The 23181-nt window shown below is 59.2% G+C and carries 20 protein-coding genes; 15 read left to right on the forward strand and 5 right to left on the reverse strand.

The annotated features are described in order from the left end of the window. Positions 1-34: 34 nt before the first annotated feature. Positions 35-829: an iron-containing redox enzyme family protein gene (locus tag D8U71_RS19725; RefSeq protein ID WP_130888475.1), complete on the forward strand. Its 795-nt coding sequence runs from the start codon at positions 35-37 to the stop codon at positions 827-829. Between the two features lie 101 nt (positions 830-930). Here the strand turns inward: D8U71_RS19725 and D8U71_RS19730 are convergent, their stop codons facing one another. The 5 genes from D8U71_RS19730 to D8U71_RS19750 form a co-directional block, all read right to left on the reverse strand. After that, positions 931-1857 (reverse strand): GGDEF domain-containing protein, encoded by a 927-nt coding sequence (locus D8U71_RS19730; RefSeq protein WP_024013877.1) that lies wholly within the window; start codon positions 1855-1857, stop codon positions 931-933. 361 nt (positions 1858-2218) lie between these two features. After that, positions 2219-2959 carry a YciK family oxidoreductase gene (locus tag D8U71_RS19735; RefSeq protein WP_024013876.1) on the reverse strand — a complete coding sequence of 247 codons (741 nt, stop codon included), beginning with the start codon at positions 2957-2959 and terminating at the stop codon, positions 2219-2221. 248 nt (positions 2960-3207) lie between these two features. Next, positions 3208-3879, reverse strand: a complete 672-nt coding sequence (gene mupP / locus D8U71_RS19740) for an N-acetylmuramic acid 6-phosphate phosphatase MupP (protein ID WP_016770929.1) — start codon at positions 3877-3879, stop codon at positions 3208-3210. A gap of 4 nt (positions 3880-3883) precedes the next feature. Continuing rightward, the gene (gene ubiG, locus D8U71_RS19745; RefSeq protein WP_024013875.1) at positions 3884-4582 is read right to left on the reverse strand and encodes a bifunctional 2-polyprenyl-6-hydroxyphenol methylase/3-demethylubiquinol 3-O-methyltransferase UbiG; all 699 of its coding nucleotides are present in this window, start codon (positions 4580-4582) and stop codon (positions 3884-3886) included. A gap of 58 nt (positions 4583-4640) precedes the next feature. Further along, positions 4641-5975, reverse strand: a complete 1335-nt coding sequence (locus tag D8U71_RS19750; protein WP_071173171.1) for a TRZ/ATZ family hydrolase — start codon at positions 5973-5975, stop codon at positions 4641-4643. Between the two features lie 108 nt (positions 5976-6083). Between D8U71_RS19750 and mtnA the strand changes: the two genes are divergently transcribed. From mtnA to rfbA, 14 genes are all read left to right on the forward strand, one after another. After that, entirely contained in the window at positions 6084-7160 is a 1077-nt protein-coding gene (gene mtnA, locus D8U71_RS19755) for an S-methyl-5-thioribose-1-phosphate isomerase (RefSeq protein ID WP_130888476.1), read from the forward strand. A gap of 423 nt (positions 7161-7583) precedes the next feature. After that, a complete protein-coding gene (gene gyrA, locus D8U71_RS19760; RefSeq protein WP_016770926.1) occupies positions 7584-10238 on the forward strand; it encodes a DNA gyrase subunit A in 2655 nt (884 codons plus the stop codon). A 231-nt stretch (positions 10239-10469) separates the two neighbouring features. Beyond that, the gene (serC, locus tag D8U71_RS19765; protein WP_130888477.1) at positions 10470-11555 is read left to right on the forward strand and encodes a 3-phosphoserine/phosphohydroxythreonine transaminase; all 1086 of its coding nucleotides are present in this window, start codon (positions 10470-10472) and stop codon (positions 11553-11555) included. Continuing rightward, positions 11555-12649 (forward strand): prephenate dehydratase, encoded by a 1095-nt coding sequence (gene pheA / locus D8U71_RS19770; RefSeq protein ID WP_016770924.1) that lies wholly within the window; start codon positions 11555-11557, stop codon positions 12647-12649. The genes serC and pheA overlap by 1 nt, the downstream gene beginning before the upstream one ends. Before the next feature lie 13 nt (positions 12650-12662). Beyond that, positions 12663-13775 (forward strand): histidinol-phosphate transaminase, encoded by a 1113-nt coding sequence (gene hisC / locus D8U71_RS19775; protein ID WP_130888478.1) that lies wholly within the window; start codon positions 12663-12665, stop codon positions 13773-13775. A gap of 28 nt (positions 13776-13803) precedes the next feature. Continuing rightward, entirely contained in the window at positions 13804-16011 is a 2208-nt protein-coding gene (locus D8U71_RS19780; protein ID WP_236248962.1) for a bifunctional prephenate dehydrogenase/3-phosphoshikimate 1-carboxyvinyltransferase, read from the forward strand. Next, on the forward strand, positions 16008-16697 hold the full coding sequence (cmk, locus tag D8U71_RS19785) for a (d)CMP kinase (RefSeq protein ID WP_024013869.1): 690 nt from the start codon (positions 16008-16010) through the stop codon (positions 16695-16697). Before D8U71_RS19780 ends, cmk begins: the two co-directional genes overlap by 4 nt. A gap of 119 nt (positions 16698-16816) precedes the next feature. Further along, the gene (gene rpsA, locus D8U71_RS19790; RefSeq protein ID WP_016770920.1) at positions 16817-18502 is read left to right on the forward strand and encodes a 30S ribosomal protein S1; all 1686 of its coding nucleotides are present in this window, start codon (positions 16817-16819) and stop codon (positions 18500-18502) included. A gap of 192 nt (positions 18503-18694) precedes the next feature. Continuing rightward, positions 18695-18973, forward strand: a complete 279-nt coding sequence (locus tag D8U71_RS19795) for a hypothetical protein (RefSeq protein WP_110646032.1) — start codon at positions 18695-18697, stop codon at positions 18971-18973. Between the two features lie 153 nt (positions 18974-19126). Next, positions 19127-19423, forward strand: a complete 297-nt coding sequence (gene ihfB, locus D8U71_RS19800) for an integration host factor subunit beta (protein WP_003189779.1) — start codon at positions 19127-19129, stop codon at positions 19421-19423. A 27-nt stretch (positions 19424-19450) separates the two neighbouring features. Then, positions 19451-19711, forward strand: coding sequence for a lipopolysaccharide assembly protein LapA domain-containing protein (locus D8U71_RS19805; RefSeq protein ID WP_122707344.1), 261 nt, complete (start codon positions 19451-19453; stop codon positions 19709-19711). A 204-nt stretch (positions 19712-19915) separates the two neighbouring features. Further along, entirely contained in the window at positions 19916-20992 is a 1077-nt protein-coding gene (gene rfbB, locus D8U71_RS19810; protein ID WP_130888480.1) for a dTDP-glucose 4,6-dehydratase, read from the forward strand. Next, positions 20989-21882, forward strand: a complete 894-nt coding sequence (gene rfbD, locus D8U71_RS19815; protein WP_130888481.1) for a dTDP-4-dehydrorhamnose reductase — start codon at positions 20989-20991, stop codon at positions 21880-21882. Before rfbB ends, rfbD begins: the two co-directional genes overlap by 4 nt. Further along, a complete protein-coding gene (gene rfbA, locus D8U71_RS19820) occupies positions 21879-22775 on the forward strand; it encodes a glucose-1-phosphate thymidylyltransferase RfbA (protein WP_130888482.1) in 897 nt (298 codons plus the stop codon). The genes rfbD and rfbA overlap by 4 nt, the downstream gene beginning before the upstream one ends. Positions 22776-23181 lie beyond the last annotated feature (406 nt).

The raw sequence follows: 23181 nt of genomic DNA on the forward strand, positions 1-23181 counted from the left end.
ATCCTTGCCATCACAACTCAAAAGGAGCCGAACAGTGATCGACACATTCAACCGAACCGGACCCCTCATGGAAGCTGCAAGTTACCCTGCCTGGGCGCAACAGCTCATCAAGGATTGCAGCGAGAGCAAGCGCCGGGTTGTCGAACATGAACTTTATCAGCGCATGCGCGACAACAGACTCAGCGCGAAAACCATGCGCCAGTACCTCATCGGCGGCTGGCCGGTGGTCGAGCAGTTTGCCTTGTACATGGCGCAGAACCTCACCAAGACCCGCTTCGCCCGCCACCCCGGCGAGGACATGGCGCGGCGCTGGCTGATGCGCAACATTCGCGTCGAACTCAACCATGCCGACTACTGGATGCACTGGAGCCGCGCCCATGGCGTCAGCCTCGAAGATCTCCAGGCCCAGCAAGTGCCGCCGGAGCTGCATGCTCTGAGTCATTGGTGCTGGCACACCAGCTCGGCGGATTCGCTGATCGTGGCGATTGCCGCGACCAACTATGCGATCGAGGGGGCGACCGGGGAGTGGTCAGCGGTGGTCTGCTCGAACGGGGTCTACGCCGCGGCGTTCCCGGAAGAAGATCGCAAACGCGCGATGAAGTGGTTGAAGATGCATGCCCAGTACGACGATGCCCATCCGTGGGAAGCGCTGGAAATCATCTGCACCCTGGCCGGCCTGAACCCGAGCAAGGCGTTGCAGGCCGAGCTGCGGCAGGCGATCTGCAAGAGTTATGACTACATGTACCTGTTTCTGGAGCGGTGCATGCAGTTGGAGACTTCGGAGCGCTTGTTGGTCAACCGAGAGCGCCGGACCGTAACCGAAAGCTGATCGAACTGTGGGAGCGAGCCTGCTCGCGAAAGCGGTGGGTCATGCAACGAATCGTTGTCTGACACCCCTCTTCGCGAGCAGGCTCGCTCCCACAATGATTTTTAGCCGGCCATCGCCAGCCGGTTCCGCCCCTCGCGCTTTGCGACATAGAGCGCACTGTCGGCCCGGCGCAGCAAGCTGTCCGCCGACTCCCCCGGCAGTAACGTCGAGCATCCCAGACTCACGGTGATCTCGATCAACTGGCCATCGGCAAAGTATTCCTCCGACTGCGTCGCCTGGCGCAAACGCTCGCCGACCATCGCCGCCGCCTCGCGACCGGTGTTGGACAGCAGGATCAGAAACTCTTCGCCGCCATAACGGAACACCATGTCGACGTTGCGCAGTTGCGCCTTGATCGACGCGGCAATGGCTCTGAGCACTTCATCACCGGCGCCATGCCCGTGGTCATCGTTGACCCGTTTGAAGTGGTCGATGTCGAGCATCAGCACCGACAGCGGTTGCGCATGGCGGCGCGACATGTCGATCTCGCGCTGCAAGGTCTGCTCCATGGCTACCCGGTTGCCGGCACCGGTCAACGGGTCGCGCAAGGCACTTTGCGTCGCAGCACGGTAGAGCAGGGCGTTGCGCATCGGGTACAGCAGGCAGGACAGCAGCGACTCGAGGTCGCCCTGTTCCTTGTCGTTGAAACGCTGATTGCGGCGGAAGACCAGCTCGCCCATGTGCTCGCCTTCGTGGCTCAGGGTGTAGCTGACCGAATGGTGACCGCGCGCGCCGAACTCCAGGCGCAAGTCGCTGGCCTGATGCACATAGCTCAGGGCGTCCAGCGGCACCAGGCGTTGGATTTCGCGAAAGAACAGGCCAAGGATGCGCTGTGGCTCCAGGCTGGTTTGCAGTTGCAGGCTCATTTGCTGACGCAATTGCGCCAGGCTGGTCGGGCGCTCGATCAGCGCCGGTAGTTGACCGAAGCCCAGGCGCTGCAATTTGGCACTGTCAAAGTCAATTGCATGGGTCTGGGAAGGAGATTTCATATGGCGTGAGCCCCTAAGCAGTAAGTCTGTCTTACAGGCTGGGTGAGAGCGGCTATGGGCTGCGCGTCGTACTGATCCATCAGTCCCGTAGGACGTTTGGCGTAAGTTTAGTCTGCCGCAAGACGATCAGTCAGCTATCGAAATCGGCGTTGCCCCATGGCCATCACACGGCATGTTTTGAGGGAATTTAGAGCGAAACCCGTGCCATTCGGTTCGATTTAATTTAAAGCTTTTCGAATCAAAGACTTGCTGATGGATGCCGGGCGGCCGCGCTGGGTTATTGGCGGCTTTGTGACGGTTATGAGCGGCAATGGCTTGCCGCGACAGCATTCTGCCGCGGCAACAAATGCGACGTATGGCGTTATTGGGCGTTGAAAGCCTGGCCATTGACGCCCGCGCTGTCCGGGCCCATCAGGTACAGATACACCGGCATGATCTCTTCCGGTGTCGGGTTGTTCAGCGGATTTTCCCCCGGATAAGCCTGCGCGCGCATGCTGGTGCGCGTACCGCCCGGGTTGATGCTGTTGGAGCGTACCGGCGCAACGCCCTCCACTTCATCGGCCAGGGTTTGCATCAGGCCTTCGGTGGCGAATTTCGACACGCCGTAAGCGCCCCAGTACGCGCGACCCTTGCGCCCGACGCTGCTGGAGGTGAACACCACCGAGGCATCCTGGGACAGCTTGAGCAGCGGCAGCAGTGTGCTGGTCAGCATGAACATCGCGTTGACGTTGACCTGCATGACACGCATGAAGTTTTCGCCGGACAGTTGTTCGATCGGCGTGCGCGGGCCGATGATCGAAGCGTTGTGCAGCAGGCCGTCGAGATGGCCGAACTCGGTTTCGATCATCGCGGCCAGCTCATCATATTGATGGGGCAGGGCGGTCTCGAGGTTGAACGGGATCACCGCCGGTTGCGGGTGGCCCGCTGCTTCGATTTCGTCGTAGACCTCGGTCAGATTGGCTTCGGTCTTGCCCAGCAGCAGCACGGTGGCACCGTGGGCGGCATAGGTTTTCGCCGCAGCCGCGCCGATGCCGCGCCCGGCACCGGTGACCAGAATGACCCGATCCTTGAGCAATTCAGGGCGAGCGGTGTAATCAAACATAAAAACCTCACAATCCATTTCATGAAGATCTGCTTCACCCCTGTGGCGAGGGGATTTATCCCCGTTCGGCGGCGAAGCCGTCGCAAAACCTGTGTGTCACATTGCCTGGATGAAAGCGGGGGCCGCTTCGCAGCCCAGCGGGGATAAATCCCCTCGCCACACAGGGAGCTTGCAACATTCAGGTCGGCAGCTGCACAACCCAGCGGGGATAAATCCCCTCGCCACACAGGGAGCTTGCAACAGTCAGGTCAGCAGCTGCACAGCGCGCTGTCGAGCACCTTGCGCAATTCCAGCGGATGGTCCACCACCACGTCTGCGCCCCAGTGCCGCGGGTTGTCGTCCGGGTGGATGTAGCCGTAAGTCACCGCAGCGGTCTTGGTCCCGGCATCGCGGCCCGATTCGATATCGCGCAGATCATCGCCGATAAACAGCACGGTCGACGGATCCAGATCAAGCATCTTGCAGGCGAGGATCAGCGGCTCCGGATCCGGCTTGCTGTTCTTCACATGATCCGGGCAGATCAGCAGCGCCGAACGCTCGGCCAGCCCCAGACGCTGCATGATCGGCTCGGCGAAGCGCACCGGTTTGTTGGTGACCACGCCCCAGATCAGGTTGGCCTTTTCGATATCGGCGAGCAGTTCGCCCATGCCGTCGAACAGTTTGCTGTGCACCGCGCAACCGACCAGATAGCGCTCGAGAAACTCCAGACGCAGTTCTTCGAAGCCCGGCGATTCCGGATCCATCGAGAACGTCACCGCGACCATGGCCTTGGCCCCGCCGGAAATCTCGTCGCGGATGTGCTTGTCGTTGATCGGCGGCAGACCGCGATCGGCGCGCATCGCCTGGCAGATGGCGATGAAGTCCGGCGCGGTGTCGAGCAGGGTGCCGTCCATGTCGAAAAGTACCGCTCTGATGGCCATCGGCTTATTCCTCGCGCAGGGTCTGGATCATGTAATTGACGTCAACGTCGTTGGCCAGCTTGTAGTGCTTGGTCAGCGGGTTGTAGGTCAGGCCGATGATGTCCTTGACGGTCAGGCCAGCCATGCGGCTCCACGCACCGAGCTCGGATGGGCGGATGAATTTCTTGAAGTCGTGGGTGCCGCGCGGCAGCAGCTTCATGATGTATTCGGCGCCGATGATCGCGAACAGATACGCCTTCGGGTTGCGGTTGATGGTCGAGAAGAATACCTGGCCGCCCGGCTTGACCATGCGGAAGCAGGCACGGATTACCGAGGATGGATCCGGCACGTGCTCGAGCATTTCCAGGCAGGTGACCACGTCGAACTGCTCGGGCATTTCGTCGGCGAGGGCTTCGGCGGTGATCTGCCGGTATTCGACGCTGACCCCGGATTCCAGCTGATGCAGTTGTGCGACCGCCAGTGGCGCTTCGCCCATGTCGATGCCCATCACGGTGGCGCCGCGCTGGGCCATGGCTTCGCTGAGGATGCCGCCGCCGCAACCGACGTCGAGGACTTTCTTGCCGGCCAGATTGACCCGCTCGTCGATCCAGTTGACCCGCAGCGGGTTGATGTCGTGCAGCGGCTTGAATTCGCTTTCACGGTCCCACCAGCGATGGGCCAGGGCCTCGAATTTGGCGATTTCGGCGTGGTCGACGTTGCTCATGTTCAATTCCTCGAAAAACCTGAAAAGGGCTGTAGCCGCGGATATAGCGCCGCGGTGTTTACGATTCGGTGTGGCCGCTGATGCGCTGGCCCCAGTGGCGGGCGGTCGCGCCCAGCTGTTGTTCGTCCATGCGGGTCAGACGCCGGTCGTCAAGCAGTTGCTTGCCGGCGACCCACAGGTGTTTCACGCAATCACGCCCGGTGGCATAAATCAGCTGCGACACCGGGTCATACACCGGTTGCTGCGCCAGACCGGACAGGTCGAAAGCGACGATGTCCGCGGCTTTGCCAATCTCCAGCGAGCCGACCTGCGCCTCGATCCCCAGTGCACGCGCACCATTGAGGGTGGCCATGCGCAAGGCGCGATGGGCGTCCAGCGCAGTGGCAGAGCCGGCGACGGCTTTGGCCAGCAGGGCGGCGGTGCGGGTTTCGCCGAGCAGGTCGAGATCATTGTTGCTCGCCGCGCCATCGGTGCCGACGGCAACGTTCACCCCAGCCTGCCACAAACGTTCGACCGGGCAGAAGCCGCTGGCCAGTTTCAGATTGGATTCCGGGCAGTGGATCACGCTGCTGTTGCTTTCTACCAGCAGCGCGAGGTCGTCATCGCTGATCTGGGTCATGTGCACCGCCTGGAAGCGCGGGCCGAGCAGGCCAAGGCGACCCAGGCGCGCCAGTGGCCGTTCGCCGGTTTGCTCGACAGCCTGTTGCACTTCGAATGCGGTTTCATGCACATGCATGTGGATCGAGGCGTCAAGCTCCTCGGCGATCACCCTGATTTTCTCCAGGTTCTCATCACCGACGGTGTAGGGGGCGTGAGGGCCGAAAGTAATCTTGATGCGTTCGTGATGCTTGAGATCCCCGAACAATTCGACGCCCTGACGAATGGCTTCGTCGGCACTGCTGGCGCCGGGGATCGGGAAATCGAGGATCGGAATGGCGATCTGCGCACGGATGCCGCTGTTGTGTACGCGCTCGCTGGCGACTTTCGGGAAAAAGTACATGTCAGAGAAGCAGGTGATGCCGCCCTTGATCTGCTCGGCGATGGCCAGATCGGTGCCGTCGCGGACGAAATCCTCATCGACCCATTTGCCTTCGGCCGGCCAGATGTGGTTTTCCAGCCAGGTCATCAGCGGCAGATCGTCAGCCAGGCCACGGAACAGCGTCATCGCCGCGTGGCCGTGGGCATTGATCAGTCCCGGCGCCAACAGAACATCCGGCAGTTCACGGATTTCTGTCGCGTTACACTTCAACGCTTCGGCGCGCGGGCCGATAAACACAATGCAACCGTCACGGATGCCCAGGCCGTGCTCCTTGAGCACCACGCCTGCAGGTTCGACAGGGACCAGCCAGGTCGGCAGCAATAACAGGTCGAGCGCAATGGCAGGTTTCGGCATCGAGGGTCGGTTCCAGTGCTTTTGTAAAGGATGGCGAAGTATACCCGAGCGTCTTCGCGGGGGGATCGCTATAATCGGCGGCTTTTGTTCATGAGTGCGGGGTGTGGGATGCGCGATCGACTGTTGGCTGCGGAGAAAGTAAAGGCCATCGATTGGCGTGATGGCGCGCTGCACCTGCTGGATCAGCGTATTTTGCCGTTCGAGGAAAACTGGATCGCCTACACCAGCGCCGCCGGCGTGGCCGAAGCGATTCGCTCGATGGTCGTGCGTGGCGCGCCGGCTATTGGCATCAGTGCGGCCTATGGCATCGTCCTCGCGGCGCGGGCGCGGATTGCCGAGGGCGGCGACTGGTACGCGGCACTGGAAGAGGATTTCGCGCTGTTGGCCGATTCGCGGCCGACCGCGGTCAATCTGTTCTGGGCGCTGGGGCGCATGCACGATCGCCTGGATCGGCTGAAAAGCAACGCCGATCCGCTGGCGGCGCTGGAAGCCGAAGCTATCGCCATTCATGAAAGCGACCGCGAGGCCAACCTGACCATGGCGCAGCTTGGTGTCGATCTGATTCGCAAGCATCAGGGCAACGCTCAGGCCATCCTGACCCATTGCAATACCGGCGCGCTGGCCACCGGCGGGTTCGGTACTGCGCTGGGGGTGATCCGCGCTGCTTATATAGAAGGCATGGTCGAGCGCGTTTACGCCGACGAAACCCGGCCATGGTTGCAGGGCTCGCGGCTGACCGCGTGGGAGCTGGCCAACGAAGGCATCCCGGTGACCCTGAATGCCGACTCCGCCGCCGCGCACATCATGAAAACCAAAGGCGTGACCTGGGTGATCGTCGGCGCCGACCGCATCACCGCCAATGGCGACGTGGCGAACAAGATCGGCACCTATCAACTGGCGGTCAACGCCATGCACCACGGCGTGCGCTTCATGGTGGTGGCGCCGAGTTCGACCATCGACATGAACCTCGCCAGCGGCGATGACATCCCGATCGAAGAGCGTGATGGCGCCGAACTGCTCGAAGTTGGCGGTAAACGCGTCGGTGCCGATGTTGAAGCGTTCAACCCGGTGTTTGATGTCACCCCGGCGGATCTGATCGATGCGATCGTCACCGAGAAAGGCATCGTCGAACGCCCGGACACCGCGAAAATGGTCCAGCTGATGTGCCGCAAGCGCCTGCATTGAAGGTCTTTAGCGTGTGAGCGGGCCCCATCTCTGGCAAGCCAGCTCCCACAGGTTTTGTGCCCGGCATTGAACCTGTGGGAGCTGGCTTGCCAGCGATGAGGGCCTGAATGTCAATAAACAACTGTAAATCTGCCCCAGATTTCACATTCAAAGAAGCTCAGAGCTTCTGTCGTCCCCCTCAAGCCTGTCATCGGTCAACTAACTATGCTCCATGCGCATCTGGGGGATAGGTGCGTGGCGGCCTTTGTGATAACATCCGGCGTTTTCCGAGGCGGCTCCACGGAGCTGTCTTTACTGCGCAAATCCGCGATCCAATGTTGATTTGTCGTAAGTCGGCGCATGGCACTCGGCCGGCCCCGACGAGCTTCGTTGCTCCCACATGGATATGACGAAGTTTCACCAGAAAAAGGAATCAGGCTTCTCATGGGCGAACTGGCCAAAGAAATCCTCCCGGTCAATATCGAAGACGAGCTGAAACAGTCCTACCTCGACTACGCAATGAGCGTGATCGTCGGCCGTGCACTGCCGGATGCGCGCGATGGCCTCAAGCCCGTGCACCGTCGCGTACTGTTCGCGATGAGCGAGCTGGGCAACGACTACAACAAGCCGTACAAGAAATCTGCCCGTGTCGTCGGCGACGTGATCGGTAAGTATCACCCGCACGGTGACACTGCCGTGTACGACACCATCGTTCGTATGGCCCAGCCTTTCTCCCTGCGCTACCTGCTGGTCGACGGCCAGGGCAACTTCGGTTCGGTCGACGGCGACAACGCTGCGGCCATGCGATACACCGAAGTGCGCATGACCAAGCTGGCGCACGAGCTGCTGGCTGACCTGCACAAGGAAACCGTGGACTGGGTGCCGAACTACGACGGCACCGAACTGATCCCGGCAGTCATGCCGACCCGCGTACCGAACCTGCTGGTCAACGGTTCCAGCGGTATCGCCGTGGGCATGGCGACCAACATTCCGCCGCACAACCTCGGTGAAGTCATCGACGGTTGCCTGGCCCTCATCGACAATCCCGAGCTGACCGTCGATGAGCTGATGCAATACATTCCCGGTCCGGACTTCCCGACGGCTGCGATCATCAACGGTCGCGCCGGCATCATCGAAGCCTACCGCACCGGTCGCGGGCGCATTTACATGCGTGCCCGCTCGATCATCGAAGACATCGACAAGGTGGGTGGCCGTCAGCAGATCGTCATCACCGAACTGCCTTACCAGCTGAACAAGGCGCGTCTGATCGAGAAGATCGCCGAGCTGGTCAAAGAGAAGAAGCTCGAAGGCATCACCGAGCTGCGCGACGAGTCCGACAAGGACGGTATGCGCGTCGTCATCGAGCTGCGTCGCGGCGAAGTGCCTGAGGTGATCCTCAACAACCTCTACGCCCAGACCCAGCTGCAATCGGTATTCGGCATCAACATCGTCGCGCTGATCGACGGCCGCCCGCGCATCCTCAACCTCAAGGATCTGCTTGAAGCCTTCGTCCGTCACCGTCGCGAAGTGGTCACCCGTCGTACCGTGTTCGAACTGCGCAAGGCGCGCGAGCGTGGGCACATTCTCGAAGGTCAGGCTGTTGCGCTGTCGAACATCGATCCGGTAATCGCCCTGATCAAGGCTTCGCCAACACCGTCGGAAGCCAAGGAAGCGCTGATCAGCACGCCTTGGGAATCTTCGGCTGTGGTGGCGATGGTTGAGCGTGCCGGTGCCGATTCGTGCCGTCCGGAAAACCTCGATCCGCAATACGGTCTGCGTGAAGGCAAGTACTTCCTCTCGCCAGAACAGGCACAAGCCATTCTCGAACTGCGCCTGCACCGTCTGACCGGTCTGGAGCATGAGAAGCTGCTGGCCGAGTATCAAGAGATCCTCAACCAGATCGGCGAGCTGATCCGCATCCTCAACAGTGCCGTGCGCCTGATGGAAGTGATCCGCGAAGAGCTGGAAGTGATCCGCGCCGAATACGGCGATGTGCGCCGCACCGAAATTCTCGATGCCCGTCTCGACCTGACCCTGGGTGACATGATCCCGGAAGAAGAACGCGTCGTGACCATCTCCCACGGTGGCTACGCCAAGACCCAGCCGCTGGCTGCTTACCAGGCTCAGCGTCGTGGCGGCAAAGGCAAATCGGCCACCGGCGTCAAGGACGAGGACTACATCGCTCACCTGCTGGTCGCCAACAGCCACACCACGCTGCTGCTATTCTCCAGCAAGGGCAAGGTGTACTGGCTCAAGACCTACGAGATTCCGGAAGCATCCCGCGCGGCCCGTGGTCGTCCGCTGGTCAATCTGCTGCCGCTGGATGACGGTGAATACATCACCACCATGCTGCCGGTCGAGGAATACACCGAAGGTCACTACATCTTCATGGCCACCGCCAACGGCACCGTGAAGAAGACCCCGCTGGAATCCTTCAGCCGTCAGCGCAGCGTCGGTCTGATCGCGCTGGAACTGGACGAAGGCGACGTGCTGATCTCTGCGGCCATCACCGATGGCGAGCGCGAAGTGATGCTGTTCTCCGACGGCGGCAAGGTCACCCGCTTCAAGGAGTCCGACGTGCGTGCCATGGGCCGTACCGCTCGCGGCGTGCGCGGCATGCGTCTGCCGGAAGGGCAGAAGCTTATTTCCATGCTGATCCCGGAAGAAGGCAGCCAGATCCTCACCGCTTCCGAGCGTGGTTATGGCAAGCGCACCGCGATCACCGAGTTCCCTGAGTACAAGCGTGGCGGCCAGGGCGTGATCGCCATGGTCAGCAACGAGCGTAACGGCCGTCTGGTCGGCGCAGTGCAGGTGCTCGACGGCGAAGAAATCATGCTGATCTCCGATCAGGGCACTCTGGTGCGTACCCGTGTCGACGAAGTGTCGAGCCTGGGTCGTAACACTCAGGGCGTGACGCTAATCAAGCTGGCCAAGGATGAAACCCTGGTCGGCCTGGAGCGGGTTCAGGAGCCCTCGGAAATCGAAGGCGAAGAACTCGAAGGTGAAGAGGGCGAGGAAATCGCAGGCAGCGTCGGTATCGACGAAGCGGGTGAAGACCAGCAACTCGACGCCGCAGCAGACGAAGAGCCGCAGGAATAAGCGGATAAACGAGGGGGCGGATGAGAATTCGCCCCCTTGTTATTTGTCCGGTATGAATTTTCGACATCATGGAGATCCCCTGTGGGAGCGAGCCTGCTCGCGAAAGCAGGCGCTGCGGTACCTCTGAAGCACCGCGGTGATGCATTCGCGAGCAGGCTCGCTCCCACAGGACCATGTTGATCGGTAGTGTGATTTATTGCGTGATACCACCAAATCAGAGCGAGATTGGATGTGAGCAAGCGAGCCTATAACTTCTGCGCCGGTCCGGCGGCGCTGCCTGAAGCTGTCCTGCAGCGCGCCCAGGGTGAACTCCTTGATTGGCACGGCAAGGGTCTGTCGGTCATGGAAATGAGCCATCGCAGCGATGAGTTCGTGTCCATTGCCACCCAGGCCGAGCAGGATCTGCGTGACCTGCTGAATATCCCGTCGAACTACAAAGTGCTGTTTCTGCAGGGCGGCGCCAGCCAGCAGTTCGCACAGATCCCGTTGAACCTGTTGCCTGAAGGCGGCTCGGCCGACTACATCGACACCGGTATCTGGTCGCAGAAAGCCATCGAAGAAGCCTCGCGCTATGGCCACGTCAACGTTGCTGCCACTGCCAAGCCTTACGACTATTTCGCCATTCCCGGGCAGAACGAGTGGAACCTGTCGAAAGACGCCGCTTACGTTCACTACGCGCCGAACGAAACCATCGGCGGTCTGGAATTCCAGTGGATCCCTGAAACCGGTGACGTGCCACTGGTGGCGGACATGTCTTCGGACATCCTCTCGCGCCCGGTCGATATTTCGCGTTTCGGCATGATCTACGCCGGCGCGCAGAAAAACATCGGCCCGAGCGGCATCGTCGTCAACATCATTCGCGAAGACTTGCTCGGCAAGGCCCGCTCGCTGTGCCCGACCATGCTCAACTACAAGGTCGCGGCCGATAACGGCTCGATGTACAACACCCCGCCGACGCTGGCCTGGTACCTGTCCGGTCTGGTGTTCCAATGGCTGAAAGAGCAGGGCGGCGTCGAAGCGATCGCCAAGCTCAACGACGTCAAGCAGCGCACCCTGTACGACTTCATCGACGCCAGCGGTCTCTACAGCAACCCGATCAACAAGTCGGATCGCTCGTGGATGAACGTGCCGTTCCGTCTCGCTGACGATCGTCTGGACAAGCCGTTCCTCGCCGGTGCCGACGAGCGCGGTCTGCTCAACCTCAAGGGTCACCGTTCGGTGGGCGGCATGCGCGCCTCCATCTACAACGCCGTCGACATCACCGCAGTTAACGCGCTGGTGGCGTACATGGCGGAATTCGAGAAGGAACACGGCTGATGTCCGAGCAAGAACTCAAGGCACTGCGCGTTCGCATCGACGCTCTGGACACCAAAGTCCTGGAGTTGATCAGTGAGCGTGCGCGTTGCGCCCAGGAAGTCGCCCGCGTGAAGATGGCCTCGCTGGCCGAAGGCGAAGTGCCGGTGTTCTATCGTCCTGAGCGCGAAGCTCAGGTGCTCAAACGGGTGATGGAGCGCAACCAGGGGCCGCTGGGCAACGAAGAGATGGCGCGGTTGTTCCGCGAAATCATGTCGTCGTGCCTCGCGCTGGAGCAGCCGCTGAAAGTGGCGTACCTCGGCCCTGAAGGCACCTTCACCCAAGCGGCAGCGATGAAGCACTTCGGCCACGCAGTGATCAGCAAGCCGATGGCGGCAATCGACGAAGTGTTCCGTGAAGTCGCCGCCGGTGCGGTGAATTTCGGCGTGGTGCCGGTGGAAAACTCCACCGAAGGCGCGGTCAATCACACGCTGGACAGCTTCCTCGAACACGACATGGTGATCTGTGGCGAAGTCGAGCTGCGCATCCACCATCATTTGCTGGTCGGCGAAAATACCAAGACCGACAGCATCAGCCGCATCTATTCCCACGCGCAGTCGCTGGCCCAGTGCCGCAAGTGGCTGGACGCGCATTACCCGAATGTCGAACGCGTCGCGGTATCGAGCAACGCCGAAGCGGCCAAGCGGGTCAAGGGTGAGTGGAATTCGGCGGCGATCGCTGGCGACATGGCGGCAGGGCTGTACGGCCTGACGCGTCTGGCCGAGAAGATCGAAGATCGCCCGGACAACTCGACGCGCTTCCTGATGATCGGTAACCAGGAAGTGCCGCCGACCGGCGACGACAAGACCTCGATCATCGTGTCGATGAGCAACAAGCCCGGCGCGCTCCACGAGCTGCTGGTGCCGTTCCACGACAATGGCATCGATCTGACCCGCATCGAAACCCGTCCGTCGCGCAGCGGCAAATGGACCTACGTGTTCTTCATCGACTTCGTCGGCCACCACCGTGATCCGTTGATCAAAGGTGTGCTGGAAAAGATCAGTCAGGAAGCAGTAGCACTCAAAGTGCTGGGTTCCTACCCGAAAGCAGTTCTCTAAGGGGCGGTAGCAAATGAGTGGCAACTTCCTCGCTCTGGCACAGCCGGGCGTGCAACAACTTTCGCCGTACGTTCCGGGCAAGCCTGTGGACGAACTGGCGCGCGAGCTGGATCTGGATCCGGCAAAAATCGTCAAGCTGGCGAGCAACGAAAACCCATTGGGCGCCAGCCCGAAGGCATTGGCGGCGATTCGCGAAGAGCTGGCCGAGCTGACCCGCTACCCGGACGGCAATGGTTTCGCCCTGAAATCGCTGCTCGCCGAGCAGTGCCGTGTCGAGCTGAACCAGGTCACGCTGGGCAATGGCTCCAACGACATTCTTGAGCTGGTTGCGCGTGCCTATCTGGCGCCGGGCCTGAATGCGGTGTTCAGTGAGCACGCCTTCGCGGTGTATCCGATCGCGACTCAAGCAGTTGGCGCTCAGGCCAAAGTAGTTCCGGCCAAAGACTGGGGGCATGACCTGCCGGCCATGCTCGCAGCCATCGATGCCAACACCCGCGTGGTGTTTATCGCCAACCCGAACAACCCGACCGGCACCTGGTTCGGCGCCGAAGCGCTGGACGAATTCCTGCAGGACGTTCCCGAGCATGTGCTGGTAGTCCTCGACGAGGCTTACATCGAGTACGCCGAAGGCAGTGATTTGCCGGACGGTCTCGACTTCCTCGCTGCGTACCCGAACCTGCTGGTTTCGCGCACCTTCTCCAAGGCCTATGGCTTGGCTGCGCTGCGCGTCGGTTATGGCTTGTCGACGCCTGTGGTGGCGGACGTGCTGAACCGCGTTCGTCAGCCATTCAACGTCAACAGCCTCGCCCTGGCGGCGGCGTGTGCGGCGCTGAAGGACGAGGAATATCTGGCGCAAAGCCGTCAGCTCAACGAATCCGGCATGCAGCAGTTGCAGGCCGGTTTCCGTGAGCTGGGGCTGGGCTGGATCGAATCCAAAGGCAACTTCATCTGCGTCGATCTCGGCCAGGTGGCGGCGCCAATTTTCCAGGGCTTGCTGCGCGAAGGCGTGATCGTGCGTCCGGTGGCCAATTACGGCATGCCGAACCACCTGCGGGTGACCATCGGTCTGCCGGCAGAAAACAGCCGTTTCCTCGAGGCGCTACGCAAGGTTATGGCTCGTGGTTGATGTCACTGCGCTGCAACCTGCTGCATCTATGATCGGTCGCCTTGTGGTGGTCGGTCTGGGGTTGATCGGTGGTTCGTTTGCCAAGGGTTTGCGTGAAAGCGGCCTGTGCCGTGAAGTGGTCGGCGTCGATCTCGACCCGCAATCGCGCAGGCTCGCGGTCGAATTGGGTGTGGTCGATCGCTGTGAAGACGACTTGGCGGCTGCTTGCGTCGGTGCCGATGTGATTCAGCTGGCGGTGCCGATTCTGGCCATGGAAAAGCTGCTCGCGCGTCTGGCTGTCATGGATCTGGGGCAGGCGATTCTCACGGATGTCGGTAGTGCCAAAGGCAACGTGGTGCGCGCCGCGACTGAAGCGTTCGGCGGCATGCCGGCGCGCTTCGTCCCGGGGCACCCGATTGCCGGTTCCGAGCAGAGCGGGGTGGAAGCCTCGAATGCCGAGCTGTTCCGCCGGCACAAGGTGATCCTGACGCCGCTCGAGCAGACCGATCCTGCCGCGCTGGCGGTGGTCGATCGTCTCTGGCGCGAACTGGGCGCCGATGTCGAGCACATGCAGGTCGAGCGTCACGATGAAGTGCTTGCCGCGACCAGCCATCTGCCGCACCTGCTGGCCTTCGGTCTGGTCGATTCATTGGCCAAGCGCAATGAAAATCTGGAGATCTTCCGTTACGCTGCCGGTGGTTTTCGCGATTTCACAAGAATCGCCGGAAGCGACCCGGTGATGTGGCACGACATCTTCCTCGCCAACCGCGAGGCTGTCCTGCGCACACTCGATACATTTCGCAGCGACCTCGACGCCTTGCGCGACGCGGTCGATGCAGGGGATGGGCACCAATTATTGGGCGTTTTCACGCGCGCCCGGGTTGCCCGCGAGCATTTCAGTAAAATCCTGGCCCGCAGGGCCTATGTGGACGCTATGAATTCCAACGATCTGATCTTCCTGGCTCAACCTGGTGGCCGCCTGTCCGGTCGGATTCGCGTACCGGGTGACAAATCGATTTCCCACCGTTCGATCATGCTCGGCTCGCTGGCCGAAGGCGTCACCGAAGTCGAAGGCTTCCTTGAGGGCGAAGACGCCCTGGCGACCTTGCAGGCATTCCGCGACATGGGCGTGGTCATCGAAGGCCCGCACCACGGCCGCGTGACTATCCACGGTGTTGGTCTGCACGGCCTGAAACCTGCGCCGGGCCCGATCTATCTCGGCAACTCCGGCACCTCGATGCGTCTGCTCTCCGGCCTGCTGGCGGCGCAGAACTTCGACAGCACCCTGACCGGCGACGCTTCGCTGTCCAAGCGTCCGATGAATCGCGTGGCCAATCCGCTGCGGGAAATGGGCGCGGTCATCGAGACCGCTGCTGAAGGTCGTCCACCGATGACCATTCGCGGTGGCCACAAACTCAAGGGTCTGACTTACACCATGCCGATGGCCAGTGCCCAGGTGAAATCCTGCCTGCTGCTTGCCGGTCTCTACGCCGAAGGCAAGACCACGGTGACCGAGCCGGCACCGACTCGCGATCACACCGAGCGCATGCTGCGTGGTTTCGGCTACCCGGTCAGCGTCGACGGCGCCACGGCTTCGGTCGAGTCCGGCGGCAAGCTCACCGCAACTCACATCGAAGTGCCGGGCGATATCTCGTCGTCGGCGTTCTTCCTGGTCGCGGCCTCGATCGCCGAGGGTTCCGAGCTGGTGCTTGAGCACGTCGGCATCAACCCGACCCGTACTGGCGTGATCGATATCCTGCGACTGATGGGCGCCGATATCACTCTGGAAAACCAGCGTGAAGTGGGCGGCGAGCCAGTTGCTGACTTGCGCGTGCGCGCAGCTAAACTCAAAGGTATCGAGATTCCGGAGGCGCTGGTGCCGCTGGCGATCGACGAATTCCCGGTCCTGTTCGTTGCGGCTGCGTGCGCCGAAGGGCGTACCGTGCTGACCGGCGCCGAAGAGCTGCGGGTCAAGGAATCCGATCGGATTCAGGTCATGGCGGACGGTTTGCTGGCGCTGGGCGTCAAGTGCGAACCGACCCCGGACGGCATCATCATCGACGGCGGCCAGATCGGCGGCGGTGAAGTGCACGGTCACGGCGACCACCGTATCGCCATGGCCTTCAGCGTCGCCTCGTTGCGCGCTACCGCACCGATCCGCATCCATGATTGCGCCAACGTCGCGACCTCGTTCCCCAACTTCCTCGCGTTGTGCGGGCAAGTCGGCATTCGTGTGGCACAAGAGGCTCAGTCGTGAAAAACATTGCACCGGTCATCACCATCGATGGGCCAAGCGGCTCCGGCAAAGGCACGGTCGCCGGGATTCTGGCCAAGCGTCTGGGCTGGAACCTGCTGGATTCCGGTGCGCTTTATCGCTTGCTCGCGTTTGCTGCGCACAACCATGGCGTCGACCTGACCAATGAAGAGCTGCTGAAGACATTGGCCGCTCATCTGGATGTGCAATTCATCGCCGCGACCGAAGGTCAGCTGCAGCGGATCATTCTAGAAGGCGATGAAGTCAGCGATGTCATTCGCACCGAAAGCGTCGGCTCCGGCGCCTCGCAAGTGGCTGCGCTGCCCGCTGTGCGCGAGGCGCTGCTGCAGCGCCAGCGTGCTTTCCAGGAAGCGCCGGGCCTGGTGGCCGACGGCCGCGACATGGGCACGGTGGTTTTTCCGGATGCACCACTGAAGATTTTCCTCACCGCCAGTGCCGAGGAACGGGCGCGCCGTCGATATTTGCAGTTGAAGGGCAAAGTCGAGGGTGTTAGTCTGTCGAGTCTGCTAGATGAGATCCGTGCACGCGATGAGCGTGACACCCAGCGCGCAGTAGCCCCGCTCAAGCCGGCGGCCGACGCGATTCAGCTGGATTCAACGGAGCTTTCCATCGATCAGGTGCTTGAACGCATCATGAGCGAGATCGCCATTCGCGATATCGCCGGGTGACCAAGAAGGTCGCAGGGGACCAGTCATAGTCCTGCGGTGCTTCTTTTAAATGAAACTAACCCACACCGTCTGGGGTGTGGAGATGGGCGTTTACTTCGCCCTCATCTACAGGAATTAAAATGAGCGAAAGCTTTGCGGAACTCTTTGAAGAAAGCCTGAAAACCCTGAACCTTCAGGCAGGCTCCATCATCACCGGTGTTATCGTTGATATCGATTACCAGGCTCGCTGGGTAACCGTTCACGCTGGTCTGAAGTCTGAAGCACTCATCCCGCTTGAGCAGTTCTACAACGATGCTGGCGAACTGAACATCAACGTTGGTGATGAAGTTCACGTTGCTCTGGATTCGGTTGAAGACGGCTTTGGCGAAACCAAGCTGTCCCGTGAAAAAGCCAAGCGCGCTGAATGCTGGATCGTTCTGGAAGCAGCCTTCGCAGCCGAGGAAGTGGTCAAGGGCGTTATCAACGGTAAGGTTAAAGGCGGCTTCACTGTCGACGTTAACGGCATCCGTGCGTTCCTGCCAGGTTCCCTGGTTGACGTCCGTCCAGTGCGCGACACCACGCACCTGGAAGGCAAAGAGCTGGAATTCAAGGTCATCAAGCTGGACCAGAAGCGCAACAACGTTGTCGTTTCCCGTCGCAGCGTCCTCGAAGCCGAGAACTCCGCCGAGCGTGAAGCTCTGCTGGAATCCCTGCAGGAAGGCCAGCAAGTCAAAGGTATCGTCAAGAACCTCACCGACTACGGTGCGTTCGTTGACCTGGGCGGCGTAGATGGCCTGCTGCACATCACCGACATGGCCTGGAAGCGCATCAAGCATCCTTCCGAGATCGTCAACGTTGGTGACGAAATCGACGTCAAGGTTCTGAAATACGATCGCGAACGCAACCGTGTTTCCCTGGGCCTGAAGCAACTGGGCGAAGATCCATGGGTTGCTATCAAAGCCCGTTACCCAGAAGGCACTCGCGTTACCGCTCGTGTGACCAACCTGACCGACTACGGCTGCTTCGCTGAGCTGGAAGAAGGCGTTGAAGGTCTGGTACACGTTTCGGAAATGGACTGGACCAACAAGAACATCCACCCTTCGAAAGTCGTACAAGTCGGCGACGAAGTGGAAGTCATGGTTCTGGACATCGACGAAGAGCGTCGTCGTATCTCCCTGGGCATCAAGCAGTGCAAGTCGAACCCATGGGAAGACTTCTCTGGCCAGTTCAACAAGGGCGACAAGATCTCCGGCACCATCAAGTCGATCACCGATTTCGGTATCTTCATCGGTCTGGACGGCGGCATCGACGGTCTGGTTCACCTGTCCGACATCTCCTGGAACGAAGTGGGCGAAGAAGCCGTACGTCGTTTCAAGAAGGGCGACGAGCTGGACACCGTCATCCTGTCGGTTGACCCAGAGCGCGAGCGCATCTCCCTGGGCATCAAGCAGCTGGAAAGCGATCCGTTCTCCGAGTACGTCTCGGTTAACGACAAGGGCGCTATCGTGACCGGTACCGTGAAAGAAGTTGACGCCAAAGGCGCCATCATCGTTCTGGCCGACGACATCGAAGCTACCCTGAAAGCCTCCGAAATCAGCCGTGACCGCGTTGAAGACGCGCGCAACGTTCTGAAAGAAGGCCAGGAAGTTGAAGCCAAGATCATCAGCGTTGACCGCAAGAGCCGCGTAATCCAGCTCTCGATCAAGTCGAAAGACGATGCTGAAGAGAAAGAAGCCATCCAGAGCCTGAAAGCAGCTCCGGAAGGCGAAGCAGCTGACACCACTATGGCGGCACTGCTGCGTCAAGCAATGGCCAAACAGAACTGAGTTCTGGTTGATCATTAAAAAGGGCGACTTCGGTCGCCCTTTTTTGTGCCTGCGATTTGGTCTTTGTACGTCCGTGCATGAAACCAATAGCTTCGGCTGCGGGTCTGTTTCTTTAATCGGATCAATCGCCTATTCGCGACTAAGCTTGATCTTGAGCATTAGTCGTCAGGCTTGCCTGGCATAAGGAAGTGGATGAACAAGTTACTTGTTGTTGCAGTGGTCTTGGCGCTGGCAGGGTGCACCACCAGTGCGAAAACCCATGCGGTGCGCGGCGTCAGTGGTATCGAGGTCGATTGCTCTGGGCTTGGTTCCGGTTGGGAGAAGTGTCAGAAGCGTGCGGCCAAGGAATGCAAAGGCAAGGGCTACAAGGTCATCACCCGCTCTGACGATGCCAAAGATGAAGACGAATACCCGTTTGGCTTCAATCCGGCGGGCTTCGTGACCCGGACCATGCTGGTGATGTGTCGTTAGGGCAGCGGCGATCCGACTCGCCACTGGAGTGCCCTGAAAATGGGCGTTTTGACCCCGGGAAAGATATGTCAATCCCTGGGCTGTTCAAAATCTTCCGGGCATGCTAAAACCTTTCAAGCGCTGATCTAGCTGCTTGAAAAAGAAGGGAAAAATATGACGAAGTCGGAGTTGATCGAACGAATTGTCACCCATCAAGGGCTACTCTCATCCAAGGATGTGGAGCTGGCCATCAAGACCATGCTTGAACAAATGTCTCAGTGCCTCGCCACTGGTGATCGTATCGAGATCCGTGGATTTGGCAGCTTCTCCCTGCACTACCGCGCACCGCGCGTCGGCCGCAATCCAAAGACCGGCCAGTCGGTAAGTCTGGACGGTAAATTCGTTCCGCATTTCAAACCGGGCAAGGAATTGCGTGATCGCGTGAACGAGGAAGAGGAGGAGGGGGTTTGACAGTCGCTATCTTTCAAGGGGTTACTCATGCGTAACCTTAAGCGAATATTAATCGGTTTTTTTATACTTTTATTGATTTTGGTGATTCTGGCGTTTGTCCTCGAGAATCAGCAGTCGGTTTCGTTATTGTTTCTGGGTTTGTCTGGGCCTCAATTGCCGATTTCGTTGATCGTGGTTTTGGCTTTTCTTGTCGGGATGCTGATCGGGCCGGTGTTAGGCTGGTTATTGGGGCGCTCATCAAGAATTGCAGATAGAAACAGAGCTGTGCGCAAGCATTTGATGCAGTAAAAGGCTCATGTGCTTACTGCCAGGGCATGGCTATATCTAATAGTAAAACGCCTATGAAGCTGTAAAATGCGATCCTCTTTTGGTTGTGAGGCACTCACACCCATTCAGATTGAATTTGATAAAGCTACGACGACTAGCTTTTTGCATTCATGGATTGGACAGCGCTTCCGAATCGCTGTCAGCAGCTCAAGGGCATGGTACCGCGTGAAAATTCTAGTAACCGGCGGCGCCGGGTTTATCGGCTCAGCAGTTATCCGTCACATCATTGCCAACACCGGCGATTCTGTCGTTAACGTCGATAAGCTGACCTACGCCGGCAATCTGGAGTCTTTGGCTGCTGTCAGTCAAAGCTCGCGTTATGCCTTTGAGCGCGTGGACATTTGTGATCGCGAACAAATGGATCGAGTTTTCCTCGAGCACCAGCCTGATGCCGTCATGCATTTGGCGGCAGAGTCGCACGTTGACCGCTCCATATCGGGTCCGTCGGAATTCATCCAGACCAACATCATTGGTACCTACACGCTTCTGGAATCAGCGCGTCATTACTGGAGCGGCCTGGAGCAAGGTCGTAAAGCCGTTTTTCGCTTTCATCATATCTCTACTGATGAAGTGTATGGCGACCTGGAAGGGCCTGAAGATCTGTTTACCGAAACCACGCCATACCAGCCAAGTTCGCCTTACTCTGCCAGCAAGGCCAGCTCCGATCACTTGGTTCGCGCGTGGTCTCGCACCTATGGTCTGCCGACCCTGGTTACCAATTGTTCGAATAACTATGGTCCGTACCACTTTCCGGAAAAGCTGATTCCGCTAATCATACTCAACGCTCTGGAAGGCAAGGCGCTACCGGTTTACGGCAAGGGCGACCAGGTACGTGACTGGCTGTATGTCGAAGATCACGCTCGTGCACTCTACAAAGTCGTCACCGATGGCGTCATCGGCGAGACTTACAACATTGGTGGCCACAACGAGAAACGAAATATCGAAGTAGTGCATGCTCTCTGCGCGCTGCTTGATGAGTTGCGCCCGGCTTCGCCTCACCGCCCCCATGCGAGGCTGATCACTTACGTGCAGGACCGCCCCGGTCATGATCAGCGCTACGCGATTGATGCAAGCAAGATAAAGAAAGAGCTCGGTTGGTCGCCGGATGAAACGTTTGATAGCGGTATCCGCAAGACTGTGGAGTGGTACCTGAACAACACTGAATGGGTCGCGCATGTGAAGAGCGGCAGCTATCAGCAGTGGATTGATCAGAACTACGCAGATCGTGCGGGCAAGGCATGAAAATCCTTCTTCTGGGAAAAAACGGCCAGGTCGGTTGGGAGTTGCAGCGCTCTCTCGCGCCGCTCGGTGAGTTGGTGGCACTGGATCGTCAATTAGCCGATGGCCTGTGCGGTGACCTGAGCAATATTGATGGGTTACGAGCAACTCTCCGCGCAATCAGGCCAGATGTCGTTGTCAATGCGGCCGCTTACACCGCAGTTGACAAGGCTGAAGCCGAGACTGAGTTGGCAGATCTTGTGAACGCCTGTGCTGTTGGAGTATTGGCACAAGAGGTGAAAGCGCTCGGCGGGTGGCTGGTCCATTACTCGACAGACTATGTCTTCGATGGGCATGGATCTGCACCATGGCGGGAGAGCGATGCCGTGGTTCCGGTAAATCACTACGGTGCCAGCAAGCTTGCGGGAGAGCGATTGATCATCGAATCCGGCTGCAAGCATCTTATCTTTCGCACCAGTTGGGTGTATGACGCTCGTGGCAATAATTTCGCCAAAACGATGTTGCGCCTGGCAAAGGAGCGCGAAAGTCTGAGCATTATCGCTGATCAGATTGGCGCGCCAACCGGCGCAGACCTGATTGCGGACGTCAGTGCTTTAACCCTTCAACAGGCTTTGCTGCGTCCCGAATTGTCAGGTCTTTATCACTTGGCGGCCGCTGGTGAGGTTTCTTGGCATGGGTATGCCACTCTTGTGATTGACTTCGCTAAAGCGCAAGGGGAAGAGCTCCGTGTGAAGGACATTAATGCGATCGAGACTTCCGCCTATCCAACGCCTGCACGCCGCCCGCTGAACTCTCGGTTGAACACCGGGAAACTGCGGGACAGTTTTTCTTTGCACTTGCCCGATTGGCGCAGTGGTGTAACCCGAATGCTTATGGAAGTTCTAGATAAATGACCACGACAACGCGCAAAGGCATCATTCTCGCTGGCGGTTCGGGTACTCGTCTGCACCCACTGACCCTTGGCGTGTCCAAGCAAATGCTGCCGATCTACGACAAGCCGATGATCTTCTATCCCTTGTCCGTGCTGATGTTGGCGGGGATGCGCGAAATTCTGATTATTTCCACGCCTGAAGATTTGCCGTGCTTTCAAAAGCTGTTGGGCGACGGTAGCCCATATGGCATCAAGCTGTGTTACGCCGAACAGCCAAGCCCGGACGGGCTGGCTCAGGCTTTCATTATCGGTGAGGAGTTCATTGGTGATGATCCCTGCTGTCTGATCTTGGGAGACAACATCTTCTACGGTCAGCACTTCTCGGACAATTTGCGTTCCGCCTGCCTGCGAGAGGAGGGTGCCACTATCTTCGGGTATCACGTCTCTGATCCCGAGCGCTTTGGTGTGGTTGAGTTTGACGCTAATGGATCAGCATTGAGTATCGAGGAAAAGCCGATAGTGCCCAAGTCCAGCTACGCTGTGACAGGCCTCTATTTCTACGATAATCAGGTTGTCGATATTGCCAAGAGGATCAAGCCGTCCGCGCGCGGCGAGCTGGAAATAACCGACGTCAATCTCGCTTATCTTCAACAGAAGTCGCTGAAGGTTGAAATGCTCGGTCGAGGCTTCGCATGGCTTGATACCGGTACGCATGATTCGCTGCTAGAGGCCAGTCACTTCGTGCATACCATCGAAAAACGCCAGGGCTTGAAGGTCGCCTGCCTTGAGGAAATTGCTTACAGTAATGGCTGGATTGACATGGCGCAGTTGCGTGCTCAAGCCGAGCGCCTAAAGAAAACCGGCTATGGACAGTACTTGGAGAAGCTTCTGGATTCCGCAGTGCGCGAGGGCTGACATTGTTGGCGCAGTAGTCATTTTTCGTAGAGATTGTGATGTGGTTACGCCGAGCCGGGTTGATGTTGGTTTGATATCGATCTTGTTTGGATGCTTTCAATTTTAAGGACGTTTTTTGTGCCTTCCGCCGGGAGGAAGTTATTAATGTCCAGGCACAAGCTGTAGAATGTTCAGCAATCATACCGGTTCTTGCACTCACGGTCGTGGGCGGGCGGCTTCGCCTCATTGGGTACGCCTCATAAAAGAAGCTCCACCCCAATCGTTGATCGGCAAGGATCCGGGTGTTGCGTATGGATTTGGATTTAGGCCGAGCGGCTGTTTTTTCTGGCGGCTTGGCGCAAAGTATTTGCGTCAGTCAGGACGCACAAATGACCGGAAAATATAACTGAACCCGTTTCTGGAAGTA

It is taken from the genome of Pseudomonas sp. Sample_21 (assembly GCF_004307525.1).
In the GTDB taxonomy this organism is placed as follows: Bacteria; Pseudomonadota; Gammaproteobacteria; order Pseudomonadales; family Pseudomonadaceae; genus Aquipseudomonas; species Aquipseudomonas atacamensis.